General features: G+C 59.8%; 12 protein-coding genes and 1 riboswitch. Of the genes, 3 read left to right on the plus strand and 9 right to left on the minus strand.

The window, feature by feature from the left end:
• Positions 1–43 precede the first annotated feature (43 nt).
• Complete coding sequence (locus ACFVTJ_RS12500) at positions 44–556, minus strand: BA14K family protein (RefSeq protein ID WP_386907769.1); 513 nt, start codon at positions 554–556, stop codon at positions 44–46.
• A 178-nt stretch (positions 557–734) separates the two neighbouring features.
• Here ACFVTJ_RS12500 and ACFVTJ_RS12505 point away from each other — a divergent pair, with 178 nt between their 5' ends.
• On the plus strand, positions 735–1,445 hold the full coding sequence (locus ACFVTJ_RS12505) for a GntR family transcriptional regulator (protein WP_386907771.1): 711 nt from the start codon (positions 735–737) through the stop codon (positions 1,443–1,445).
• Between the two features lie 45 nt (positions 1,446–1,490).
• Here the strand turns inward: ACFVTJ_RS12505 and ACFVTJ_RS12510 are convergent, their stop codons facing one another.
• Positions 1,491–2,747, minus strand: coding sequence for a D-amino acid dehydrogenase (locus ACFVTJ_RS12510; protein WP_386907773.1), 1,257 nt, complete (start codon positions 2,745–2,747; stop codon positions 1,491–1,493).
• A gap of 7 nt (positions 2,748–2,754) precedes the next feature.
• On the minus strand, positions 2,755–3,921 hold the full coding sequence (alr, locus tag ACFVTJ_RS12515; RefSeq protein ID WP_386907775.1) for an alanine racemase: 1,167 nt from the start codon (positions 3,919–3,921) through the stop codon (positions 2,755–2,757).
• A 127-nt stretch (positions 3,922–4,048) separates the two neighbouring features.
• Between alr and ACFVTJ_RS12520 the strand changes: the two genes are divergently transcribed.
• The gene (locus tag ACFVTJ_RS12520; protein WP_004438693.1) at positions 4,049–4,507 is read left to right on the plus strand and encodes an Lrp/AsnC family transcriptional regulator; all 459 of its coding nucleotides are present in this window, start codon (positions 4,049–4,051) and stop codon (positions 4,505–4,507) included.
• Positions 4,508–4,727: 220 nt separating this feature from the next.
• Here the strand turns inward: ACFVTJ_RS12520 and thiD are convergent, their stop codons facing one another.
• The 5 genes from thiD to ACFVTJ_RS12545 are packed head-to-tail and all read right to left on the minus strand — an operon-like array spanning position 4,728 to position 8,640.
• Entirely contained in the window at positions 4,728–5,525 is a 798-nt protein-coding gene (thiD, locus tag ACFVTJ_RS12525) for a bifunctional hydroxymethylpyrimidine kinase/phosphomethylpyrimidine kinase (protein ID WP_386907776.1), read from the minus strand.
• Entirely contained in the window at positions 5,522–6,184 is a 663-nt protein-coding gene (gene thiE / locus ACFVTJ_RS12530) for a thiamine phosphate synthase (RefSeq protein ID WP_386907778.1), read from the minus strand. Before thiE ends, thiD begins: the two co-directional genes overlap by 4 nt.
• Positions 6,171–6,911 (minus strand): hydroxyethylthiazole kinase, encoded by a 741-nt coding sequence (locus ACFVTJ_RS12535; RefSeq protein ID WP_386907780.1) that lies wholly within the window; start codon positions 6,909–6,911, stop codon positions 6,171–6,173. Before ACFVTJ_RS12535 ends, thiE begins: the two co-directional genes overlap by 14 nt.
• The gene (locus tag ACFVTJ_RS12540; protein WP_386907782.1) at positions 6,908–7,858 is read right to left on the minus strand and encodes an ABC transporter substrate-binding protein; all 951 of its coding nucleotides are present in this window, start codon (positions 7,856–7,858) and stop codon (positions 6,908–6,910) included. Before ACFVTJ_RS12540 ends, ACFVTJ_RS12535 begins: the two co-directional genes overlap by 4 nt.
• Positions 7,855–8,640, minus strand: a complete 786-nt coding sequence (locus tag ACFVTJ_RS12545) for an ABC transporter permease (RefSeq protein ID WP_386907784.1) — start codon at positions 8,638–8,640, stop codon at positions 7,855–7,857. Before ACFVTJ_RS12545 ends, ACFVTJ_RS12540 begins: the two co-directional genes overlap by 4 nt.
• A gap of 125 nt (positions 8,641–8,765) precedes the next feature.
• Positions 8,766–8,868, minus strand: a riboswitch (TPP riboswitch).
• Positions 8,869–9,066: 198 nt separating this feature from the next.
• Here ACFVTJ_RS12545 and ACFVTJ_RS12550 point away from each other — a divergent pair.
• Positions 9,067–10,356 carry a pilus assembly protein gene (locus ACFVTJ_RS12550; RefSeq protein WP_386907786.1) on the plus strand — a complete coding sequence of 430 codons (1,290 nt, stop codon included), beginning with the start codon at positions 9,067–9,069 and terminating at the stop codon, positions 10,354–10,356.
• Between the two features lie 24 nt (positions 10,357–10,380).
• Here ACFVTJ_RS12550 and ACFVTJ_RS12555 read toward each other — a convergent pair whose 3' ends face one another.
• Complete coding sequence (locus tag ACFVTJ_RS12555) at positions 10,381–12,375, minus strand: alpha-glucosidase (protein ID WP_386907788.1); 1,995 nt, start codon at positions 12,373–12,375, stop codon at positions 10,381–10,383.
• Positions 12,376–12,380: the final 5 nt, after the last annotated feature.

The following is a 12,380-nucleotide window of genomic DNA, read 5'->3' on the forward strand; positions in this document are numbered from 1 at the left end:
GGCCTGACAATGACGGCAGTATCGATGTTGGCGGTCTTCCCGATCAGCCTGCGACGCAGAAATGGCGCTGACCATCGTTACCGACATAGGTGCCGGACCGGCTGTTGAAGCTGCGATAGCGCTGCGAGCAATAGTCGTACCAGGCATTTGTCCAAGGCTCGATGGTGCGGTAGGTCCGGCGCGGCTGGTAATAGCCGGGATTAGTGTCATAGACCGGCTGGGCGCGGTAAACCGGTGCCGGACGATAGACCGGAGCGGGGCGATAAACTGGCTGCGGTGCCGGCTGATAATAGCGGTAGTCCGGCTCTTCATACACATAGCTCGGCTCGTAACGACGGGGCGGGTCGATATAGACGCGCTCATCATCGACTGGGCCTGGCCGCGACATTGCGGAGCCGACGGCGACACCGGCGGCGAGACCGAGGACGCCACCCAGAATGGCGGCATCGCGACGGTCGTGGCGGTCCCAGTCGCCGGCGGATGCGCTGCTGAGGGGAACGATCGTGGCGGCGGCGACAGCAATTGTCAGAACTGTTTTGGCTGCAAAGGACGACATGGTGTTTTTTCCATCCAAGTGGCAGGGCGCTGCCAGTTGCAAATTCGATGGTTAAGGAAATACAGCCCGGCTGCTGAACGGGCGCTGAATGAATTGTGGCGGACCGGCGGCGGCCCGCAATTCCTGTTTGCGCGCGGCGTACTTCGCGGTAGAACTCAAGAGCAAACAGGACGCACCGATGAGCCTTTCCCACATATCATTCAATCCCGACACCTCGCACGAAGACCGAGCACAGGCCATTCGCGATACGCTGCGTGACGCCATTGTAGACCGGCGGCTCGCACCGGGAACGAAATTGTCGGAAGCGGAAGTGGGAACCCTGTTCGAGGTAAGCCGCACGGTGGTGCGGGCAGCCCTACAGATGCTGGCCTACGAGGGTCTGGTCAAGGCTGAGCGCAATCGCGGCGCCTTCGTTTCCAATCCCACGCCGGATGAGGCGCGGCAGGTTTTTGCCTCGCGCCGGCTGATCGAACCGGGCGTGGTGGATGCGGCGATCGAAAAGATCACCCCTGCGGCAGCGAAGAAGCTGAGGGAGCATCTGGTTGAGGAAAGCCGCCACCAGCTTGAGCGTGGTCCAACCGCCAGACGCGCGGAGATCAAGGCGTCGGGCGATTTTCACCTGATGCTCGCCGCGCTTGCCGGCAATGCCATCCTTGAAAAATTCATGGATGAGCTGGTGGCGCGTTCCTCGCTGGTCATCGCGCTCTATGGCCGCTCGGGCGTCTCTAGCTGTGGTCACAACGATCATGCCGACCTACTGGATGCTCTGGAGGCAAAGGATGCGGCGAAAGCCCGTGCGTTGATGCTGCGGCATCTTGACCACATCGAAGCCGATCTCGATCTTCGAATGAAGGAAGGGTTGGCACTCAAGGACGCGCTGGCGCTTTGATGCCCACCCCTCTTGCGGATAGGGATGGGCAGCATGTTTCAGGGATCAGGCAGCGTAACGGCTGATAGCCAGATCGTGCGTGTCGATCTCCGGCTTGTTCCCGCTGATCATGTCGGCAAGCACCCGGGCCGAGCCACAGGACATTGTCCAGCCAAGCGTGCCATGGCCGGTGTTGAGATAAAGATTGCTGTAGCGGGTGGCGCCGATGACGGGCGTGCCATCCGGCGTCATCGGACGAAGGCCGCACCAGAACTTCGCCTGGCTCTGATCGCCCGCGCCGCCGAACAGATCTTCCACCGAATGGGCGAGCGTTTCCTGGCGTGCTGCCGGCAAATCCTTGCTGAAACCGGCTATTTCCGCCATGCCACCGGCGCGAATGCGCGAGCCGAGGCGGGTGATCGCCACCTTGAACGTCTCGTCCATGACCGTGGAGACCGGTGCGCGTTCTTCTTTCACGATCGGAACCGTGATGGAATAACCCTTTACCGGATAGACCGGCAAGGTCAGCCCAAGTTGACGCACGAATTGCGGCGAATAGCTGCCCAGCGCCGCCACGAAGATATCCGCCTCCATCAGGCCACGCGTCGTTTCCACGGCCTTGATGCGGCTCCCTTCGACAATGGGTCGCATGATGCCGGTGTCGTAAAGGAAGGTGACGCCCGCCTCTTCCGCCATGCGCGCAAGTTCCGTCGTAAATATGAAGCAGTCACCGGTCTCATCGCCGGGCAGTCGCAGGCCGCCGACGATCTTCTCCTTGGCGGGCGCAAGGCCGGGTTCGATGGCGGCGCAGCCGTCACGGTCGAGAATTTCGAACGGTACGCCGCCCGCCGTCAGAACGTCCACATCCTTGCCGATGGCGTCGAACTGCTTCTGGGTGCGGAATACTTCCAGCGTGCCCTGCATGCGCTGGTCATATTCGATGCCGGTCTCTTCACGCAGTGCCATCAGGCAGTCACGGCTGTACTCGGCAACGCGCACCATGCGGCTCTTGTTGATGGCATAACGCGCCGAGGTGCAGTTGCGCAGCATCTGGCTCATCCAGCGCCAGGCGGCCGGGTCGGCTGTCGGGCGGATAATCAGCGGCGCATGTTTCATGAACAGCCACTTCATTGCCTTCATCGGAATGCCGGGTGCCGCCCAGGGTGATGAATAACCGGGGGAGACCTCGCCCGCATTGGCAAAGCTGGTTTCGAGCGCTGCGGCCGGCTGGCGGTCGATCACCGTCACCTTGTGTCCGGCTTTGGCCAGATACCAGGCGGAGGTCACGCCGACGACGCCGGCTCCGAGGATAGTGACGTTCATGATCGTCTCACTTGTGATTGGCGGATGTTGAAGCGGTTGCCGGGCTCATGCCCGGCTGAATGTAACTGCGGCGGTAACGGTGACCGAGGCCGGTCAGTATCTCATAAGCAATCGTGCCGGCATCCGCGGCAATGTCTTCCAGCGTCTGCTCAGGCCCTATCATCTGCACGAGACTGCCCTGGGTCAATGTGCCTTCGGGCAGGGCGGATATGTCGAGAATGATGCTGTCCATCGAAACGCGCCCGGCAATCGGCAGACGAACGCCACCATACCAAGCCGCACCACGATTGCTGAGCGAACGCGGCAGGCCATCGGCGTAACCGGCGGCGATGGTCGCAAGGCGCGTCGAACCGCTCGTCGTGAAAGAGCCGCCGTAACCGACGAGCGACCCGGCGGGAACGGTGCGGGTCTGGATGACGGCGAGATCAAGACGGACGACCGGCTTCATCGGATTGGGGCCGGCAGCGGAAGGCGCGCCGCCATAAAGCGCGATGCCGGGGCGCAGCAGAGCGTTGTGATAGTCGCTGCCGAGAAAAATTCCGCCCGAATTGGAAAAGCACACCGGCGTTTCGGAAAAGGTGGCTGCGGCCCTACCCATCACGGCAAGCTGCGCGGCATTGGAAACATGGTCCGGTTCGTCGGCACAGGCCAGATGGCTCATGACGAAAGCGATCTCGATTCCATCGAGCATTTGCGGCTGTGCGATGAGGATTTCAAGCTCTGCTGGTGATAGCCCTAGGCGGCACATGCCGGTATCGATCTGCACGGCGGCGGCGAGTGTTCTGCCAAGCTTCCTGGCCTGGCCTGACCATTGGGCAATCTGCTCCAGCGAATTCAAAACCGGGGTGATGGCCATGGCGGCGCAGGAGGTCTCATTCCCGGGCTGGAGACCATTGAGGACAAAAATCCGTGCTTCTGCCGAAAGCCGAAGCCTGAGTGCCAGCGCTTCATCGATATGGGCGACGAAGAAATTGCGGCAACCCGCCTCGAACAGAGTCTGCGAGACGATATCAGCGCCGAGACCATAGGCATCGGCCTTGACCACCGCTGCCGTCTGCGATTTCGGCGCCATCGCCGCAAGGGTCAGATAATTATCGCGCAATGCGCCAAGATCGATGGTCAGATGGCCGCTTGCACCACTGGCTGCCTGCTGGCGGCTGATCTGCATGTCCATGGTCGTTCACCCTCATTTTTATCCTATGAGAGTATTGCAACGATTATCGAATTTCTTGGCGATTGTTCGAACAAAATGCGATAGAATAGGAAATCACGCAATTTTCGTTGATCAATTGGAATTTTCTATGTCGTCCCTTGATGCGACCGACCGTCATATCATCCGCCTGCTTCGGCTGAACGCCCGCATAAGCAACGCAAAGCTTGCCGCAGAGGTCGGGCTTTCGCCGTCCGCGTGCTTGCGTCGCGTCGATATTCTCGAGCGCGAAGGCATTATCAGGGGTTATACGGCGCTGACCAGCGGCCTTGCCGGCGGCGAGGTGATTTCGGTCATCGTGCAGATCACGCTCGACCGGCAGACGGAGGATTTTCTCAACCGTTTCGAAAATGCGGTGCGGCGGTATCCGGAAATCCGCGAATGTTATCTGATGACCGGCGGTTCGGATTATTTCCTGCGTTGCGAGGCGGAGAGTGCGGGGGATTTCGAGCGGATTCACAAGGAAATTCTGTCGAAACTACCGGGGGTTTCGCGGATTCATTCTAGTTTTGCGATCAGGAATGTGTTGGCGACGCCGAAGGCGCGGTGAAGGGCGGTGAATACGCGGCCACCCCCCTCTGTCCTGCCGGACATCTCCGCCTCAAGGGGGGAGATCGGGTACGGCGGCCACTCGTTTCCACCCAACCATTTCACTACTGGATACGAGGCTCACTGAATACGGTTAACAAGCCGCTTGTCTATCTCCCCCCTTGAGGGGGAGATGTCCGGCAGGACAGAGGGGGGTAAACCCCACACTCCACGTATCGATGTCACCCCCACCACCGATAAAAATGATGCACCGGCCCCCGCCCATGTCCAACGACAAGCCCCCGCCCGGCATCAAGCGCCCCATTCAAATAGTCCTTCGCCAGCCCCACGGCCTCCTGCAATTCACGCCCCATCGCAAGATGCGCTGTAATCGCCGCCGCCAGCGTGCAGCCAGTGCCGTGGTCGTTTTTCGTCTCCACCCTCGGCGCAGAAAGCGCCTGCATGGTGTCATCTGCAAAGAGATAATCCGTGCTCTCAGGCCCATCGCCATGCCCGCCCTTGATGAGCACGGCCTTCGCACCGGCCTTCAGGATCAGCTCGGCCTGACGGGTAATCTCCTGCTCCGTCCCGGCAATAGGGGTTCCGGTCAGCAATGCCGCTTCGGGCAGGTTCGGCGTGACGATGGTGGCGAGCGGAAGAAGCTCGCGCCGTAACGTCTCGATGGCATCCTTATGCAGCAGCCGGTCACCTGACGTTGCCACCATGACAGGGTCAAGCACCACCGGTTGAGATTGCCGCCGAAGCCGTTCCGCGATGGCGGCGATGGTTTCGATCCGCGAGACCATGCCGATCTTCACGGCATTGACAGCGAGATCGGAAAAAACCGCATCCATCTGCGCGACAATCGTGGCGACCGAAATATCCTCCACAGCGGTCACGCCCTGCGTGTTTTGGGCGGTGATGGCGGTGATGACGCTGGCGGCATAGGCGCCGAGTGCGGAGAAGGTCTTGATATCGGCCTGGATCCCCGCACCGCCACCGCTGTCAGAACCGGCAATCGTCAATGCAATTGAAGTCATGGCTGTCTCGCTTTCAGCGCCGCGTCTATTGCAGAGCGGAAGTCCTTGGTTGCGCGGGCGATATCGGCTGCGCGGAAAATGGCGGAAATGACTGCTACCCCATCCGCACCAGCGGTGACGACGGCAGGCACGCGAGCAAGATCGATACCGGCGATTGCGCCAACCGGCATATCCGGCCGCCACTCCTTCAGCAGGGCACGCAGCATCGTAAAACCGTCGATACCGACCGGTTTGTCCGGATTGACCTTGGAAACGGTCTCAAAGACGCCGCCTATGCAGGCATAGTCGGCGGGCATGGAAGCTGCCCGTTCGGCATCGACGCGGTTCTTGACAGTAAGACCGATAATTGCCCTTTCGCCGAGAATGCGCCTTGCGGTCTCCGCGTCCATGTCGTCGGCACCCAGATGCACCCCATCGGCCCCGGAGGCGAGCGCCACGTCCACCCGGTCATTGATAACAAGCGGCACGCCGGTGCCGCCGATCGCCACGCGAATGGCGCGGGCGTTTTCGATCATCTCTCGCGTCGAGCCGTGTTTGTCGCGATATTGCAGGATGGTTGCCCCGTTGAGTGCAGCCGCCAGAGCAAGTTCCGGCAACGCTGCGACGTCGGAAAGACTGGCATCGACCAGCGCGTTGAGGCGATAATCAACCTTGTTCATGCTCAATCCTCGCATGCTTCATGATATCTTCACTGGAAATCTCGGAAAGCGCATCCAGAAATGCCGGTTCGAATGTGCCAGGGCCTTTGGCCTGCTTCGCGGCGAGTTCGGCAGAAACGCCCGTCACTGCGAGGGCGGAAGCCGCTGCTGCCAGCGGGTCTTTTTCCACTGCCATAAAGGCGGCGATGACACCGCCCGAAAGGCAGCCCGTGCCCGTTACCTTCGCCATCCAGGGATGCCCGTTGACGATGCCGACGTTGCGGGTTGTGTCGCGAAGATGATCCACCGGCCCGGTCTCGATCCTCACCGTATTCGGCACGTCGCCGATCAGGCTCATTTCTGCGCGGTTGCCACGGACGATCGTCGGGGAAAGGGTGATGAGTTCGCGTGCAAATCCCAGCCGGGACGGCGAGTAATCGCAATGGACGGGATCAACGATCCACGGCTTTCCAGCTTGGTTGGCGATCTCGATGGCCAGTCGGATGACCTTGCGCCGTTCGGCATCCAGCGTGCCGAGATTGACGGTAAGTGCATCCGCCTTGGTAACGAAGCTCTCGATTTCTTCCATCGAGGTCGTCATCGAGGGAATGCCGCCGATGACGGTGATGCCGTCGGCGGTGAATTTCTGCACCACGGTGTTCATCAGGCAATGCACGCGCGGACGGGTCTGGCGCACACGCTCGAGAATCTCGGCGGCCTTTGCCGCTGTCGGAAAATCGCCGCTCATGGCTGTTGCAACTCCACGGCGATATCGTCCGCTGCGGGGGCCTGCTTGATCAACTGCATCTCCTGCATGAAGGCGCCGAAACGGGCGTAACGGGCGCGGTCGAGTGCTGCAGGGCGCTTGGCGAAACGTGGCAAGGTGTCGAAGAAGGCCTGTTTGTTCAGGGCATCGTCAAGGTTCGGATAGGCCTTGATGAAAAGCTGCCAGGCGTCCTGCGGATGGTTGGTAATAAAGATCGCGGCCTGCTCCACGGCGGAGAGGAAACGCGGCAGGCGGCTGTCCTTTACAAGATCGGTGGGGGTGACGAAGATCAGCTCGTCATAGGCCGGCACGCCATGTTCCTCGGGGAAAAAGGAACGGCCCTCGTGGCCTTCGAGTTTCATCTGCGTCAGCTCGAAATTGCGGAAACCACCCAGAGTGGCATCCACCTTGCCAGCGATCAGTGACGGCGAAAGCGAGAAATTGACGTTGACGAGTTCGACATCATCCTTCGTCAGGCCGTCCTTTTCCAGCATGCGCTTCAGCATCGCATCCTCGAAGCCGGAAACGGAAAAACCGACCTTTTTGCCCTTCAGGTCCTTCAGGCTCTTGATCGGCCCATCGGCGAGAACCGTGACGGTGTTGAGCGGGGTTTCAACCAGCGTTCCGAAACGGACGAGCGGCAGACCGGCTTCATGGTCGAGATAGAGGTTCGGCTGGTAATGCACACCGATATCGGCCTGCTTTGCCGAGACGAGGCGCGGCACGGCGGAGGGATCGGCAGGCGGCACCAGTTCCACTTCCAGCCCAGCCTCGGTGAACAGGCCGCGTTCCTTGGCTATCACCATCGGTGCATGATCAGGGTTCACGAACCACTCAAGCAACACGGTCAGCTTGTCGGCGGCCTCAGATTGCATGGGCGCAAGCACGCTTGCCGCTGCGATGGCGAGGGAAAGAAGAGTTCGTTTCATGGTGCCGAAAGTCTCCGTAAATATCTGAAAGGAATGTTGTGTTCTGTTTCTTTGGCCCAGGGGGCGAGATTGGCTGTCGCCCGGTCCACGATCAGCCTGAGCACCACGGCCATGACGGCCAGAATGGCCATGGCGGCGAACATGGTATCGGTCTGCATACGGGCATTGGACTGGATCATCACGAAACCAAGCCCGGCCGATGAGCCCACCCATTCGCCGATGACGGCGCCGAGGGGGGCGAGCGGCGCCGCCACCCTCAAGCCCGAAATCAGCGAGGGAAGCGCCAGCGGCACGCGCAGCCGGGTGAGGATCTGCCAATGGCTCGCTTGTGTCAGCGAGGCGGCGTCGAGAATGGCGCGGTCCGTGCGGTTCAGGCCATCGGTGAAAGCCGACGCGATGGGAAAGAAGATGATGATCGCCGTCATCACCACTTTCGAAGCCATGCCGAAGCCAAACCAGAGGACGAGGATGGGGGCGAGTACGAAGACCGGAAAGGCCTGCAACACCAGGACCATGGGCCAGACGAGGCGGCCGAAGCGCGGGGTGGCGGCAATCGTGAAGGCGACGAGGACACCGGCGCTAACGCCTGCCGCTAGCCCGAGCGCCATTTCGCCAAGCGTCACCGTGGCTTGACCGAACAGGAAGCCCGGCTGTCGCAGGAAGGCGGACGCAACATCAGCGGGCGACGGCAGGATGTAACGGGGCGGCGCAAACAGCCATGTCCCCGTCTGCCACAGAAGCAGCAGAAGACCGACACCGTTCAGCGCATGGGTGGCACGCATGAGCCGGGCCTCAGACGCAAACGCACCATGTGCGAAGGACGGAAGGTTTCAGCATCATCGGTCGTCTCCAGCTGTGGCAATCACGGAGATCAGGCAGAGCGGAGAAGAGAAAGGGCAGCGCCTCCAGGGCGCGACAGTTCCGTTCCTACGCCGGCATGACCCGGATCAGGTTCAAGGGTCCGGCTCAACGCCATCTCAGCACCGTGCGGTACTCCCCTCGGAAGAGCTTGTTTTGTAGGTCAAGTTTTAAAAATGTCAACGTCCCCGCCGAGGATGCTTTGTCAGACGTGATCGCGTTCAGCCGTCTTTCATCGGCCTATTAGTTATTAAGGAAATTAGATTTATCGAAAATTAGTTATCTCTCGAAACTGCCTTTCAATATTGGACGACTATTTTGACCCCCGGGGAAAAATTACGGGGACGACGTTGAAAACCTTCTGGCAGGATAAATCGGGAAATTTCGGCATTCTCAGCGCCCTGTTGATGGTGCCTCTTATTGGTGTCGCGGGCGTGGCTCTTGATGTGGCGCACGGCATGACCGTGAAATCGGACCTGCAGATGGCCGCCGATGCCGCGGCCCTCGCGGTGGTGTCCGACACCTCGGCGAGCGTTCACAAGGCAAAGGAAATGTCTGGTGATGGGGTCATCACGCTTGGTGGCGATGAGGCCTCCGCATTTTTTGAAGGCAATGAGAGAGCCAATCCCGACTACAAGCTGCTGTCCCTCGACGTATCGGTTGTCAAGCACGGCAATGCGATCGAATCGGAGGTCAACTTCAAGGCGTCCGTCGGCACGACGCTTTCACGGATACTTGGAGAGGATCTCGTCACCGTTGCGGGCAGGGCGACCGCCAAATATGAGACGGAAACATTCAGCGACTTCTATGTCCTTCTGGATAACACCCCGTCGATGGGCGTGGGCGCCACACCGGCCGATGTCGCAACGATGGTTGCGAATACCAGCGACAAATGCGCGTTCGCCTGTCACATCGTGAAAGACGGTGTGGTTGACACGAACAGTTATTATTACAAGGCTAAAAGCCTCGGGGTGACAACGCGCATCAACGTGGTCGCAAAGGCGACGGCAAGCCTCATGGACACGGCGAAGTCCATGCGCAAAAGCAGCAATCAATATCGTATGGCAGTCTATTCCTTCGGAGAGAAAGCCGAAGACACGAAGCTGCTTGAAGTCGTGCCGTTGACGTCGGATCTGGCGACAGCCAAGAAAAAAGCCGCTGAAGTCGACCTGATGTCGATCCCCAAACAGGGGTTCAACAACGACCAGCAGACCGATTTTGACCGGGCCCTGACCCAGATTGGCGACAAAATTGGCAATTCTGGAACGGGCGCAAGTTCGGCGAGCCCCGAGAAGATCGTCTTCTTCGTCACTGATGGCGTCGGCGATAGCTACAAGCCGTCTAGCTGCACTAAAAAAACGACGAGTGGCCGCTGCCAGGAGCCAATCGACGTGAAATATTGCACGAAGCTGAAGGAAAAGGGTTTTCGGATTGCAGTGCTCTACACAACCTATCTGCCGCTACCGACAAACGGTTGGTACAACACCTGGATCGCACCCTTCCAGTCGGAAATCGGCACACGCATGCAGCAATGCGCTTCTCCGGGCCTGTTCTTCGAGGTCAGCCCGTCGCAGGGTATCAGCGACGCGATGACCGCGCTTTTCAAGAAGGCCATCACATCACCGCGCTTGACGGGGTGATGGAAAGACGAACTTGGCTATCGTTCAGCGGATGTTGCGAACCTGTTCAAACAGCTGACGATGGCCGCTATCGGCACGATAAAAAACCGCAGGCTCGCCGAGCGGCGCTGCAACGGTGACCTCTTGCCCGCCGCGGTACTGCGTGCCACTCCACAGGTGCACCCATTCGCCATTGCCCGGCAAATAGAGCGAGCGTTGCGTTTCGCTCGCCTTCCAGACCGGTGCGACCAGCATATCCGCGCCATAGAGATAGCAGTCCTGAATGGCATAGGTTTGCGGCTCATTCTCGTAATGCAGGAAAAGCGGCCGCTGCACCGGCAGGCCCGTCTTTGCCGCCTCGGCGGAAAGCGATTTCAGATAGGGAGCGAGCGCGACATAGACTGTCGTCATGCGGGCGAAATGGGCGAGAACCTTTTCGTCCTGATCGATCTGCAGATTGTCGCGCGGGCGGTTGCCCTCATGGGTGCGCATGACCGGCGTGAAGGCGGCCATTTCCGTCCAGCGCATGATGAGCTCCGCGGTGCGGACATTGCCGAACAGGCTGGTGTAACCGCCGATGTCGGAATGATGATAGGCATTGCCCATGAGCCCGGAGGAGAGTGCGCCGCAAATGACGGTGACAAGTCCATCATGACGGGAGAAGTCGACGGACTGGTCGCCGCCCCAGATCAGCGGGCAATGGGCCTGCACGCCGGTGAAACCAGCCCGCATGAAGAACAGCGCTTCGCCAGTCTTGCCACGACTTTTGACGCCCTCCGCGTTAACCTCGGCCCAGAGCTTGGGCCAGGCATTGTGCATCAGCTTGGCGTCGACGCCGTTCGAAAGCTGGATGTTGATCGGCAGATATTCGCCGAAATCCGCCATCCAGCCGGACAGGCCGAAATCGAGCATGTTTTTGCCGATGATCTCTTCGGCAAACCAGTCGGCAGCGGCCTGATTGGTGAAATCGACCACGCCGCAATCGAACTCGCCGAAATCCACCAGCGCCGTTTTGCCCTCGGCGTCCGTGGCGAAATAACCAGCCGCTTCAGCAACCGGGAAGAGCGGGCCGTCGACGCAGAGATAGGGGTTCACGTAACCCAGAAAACGGATACCTTGGTCGGCTAACTCGGCGATCTTCTGGCGCAGATGCGGGTAGCGGGTCTCATTTGCCTGCCAGTCCCAGAAGAGGCGGGCGCCGAAGGATGTCTGCCGAAGCCCCACCCAGTCCTCGCACCAGAGGCCGGACACCTTCGTGCCGGCCGCGCGGATTTTCTCCAGCCGGGCAAAGGAGTTGACGCCATCCTTTAATCCGATGATCGCGCCGTTATAGATCCAATCAGGCAGTTGCGGCTGACGCCCGAACCGCAGCGACAAGGCGGAGATGATATCGGTGAAACTGTCACCGGCGAAAAATTCGATCTTTTCAGGGATGGCCCAGATTTCGATCTCGTGGAAATCACCATTGCGGAAATCGAAGACCGAATAGGCGCTCGTTTCTACATGCAGCGCGTATCTACGCGATGAAAGGTAGGTCGGCTGCGGATAGTTGGTGTTGTAATAATCACCGCCCGCCTTGCCGCTGACGTCAGACTTGAAGGTGATTTCGGTCGTCTTGTCGCGACCCACACCTGGCTCGGAGGTCCAGAGCGGGAAGCGCCTTCCGCGCATGTCGAAATAGGACATCTGCTCACCGCCGCCCCAGACATGCTCCTCCGTTTCCGCAAAGACGCGCAGCCAGAGACGGTTGATGGTCTCATCCAGCGCCGTCAGCAGGATGGCATTCCCTTCGAGTGTCAGGCGAAGGCGAGGGGTCTGTCCCGGTGCGGAGGAAAGCGTGACGCTGTCGCCGCTCACCTCGGCGTGGCGCAGGGCGGTTCGTTCGATGACGTAGTCTTCGATATCGAAATTGCCCCGATACATATCCATCCGTTCTTTGCCGAAACCTGCGAAGAATGCCGGCTCGTGGGGCGAATGGGAAAGGATGGTGCGGTTGCCGATCGCAAGCGTAAATCCATCGTGGGTCTTTTCGAAATGCATGACTT

Source organism: Agrobacterium sp. NPDC058088, assembly GCF_042885035.1.
In the GTDB taxonomy this organism is placed as follows: Bacteria; Pseudomonadota; Alphaproteobacteria; order Rhizobiales; family Rhizobiaceae; genus Agrobacterium.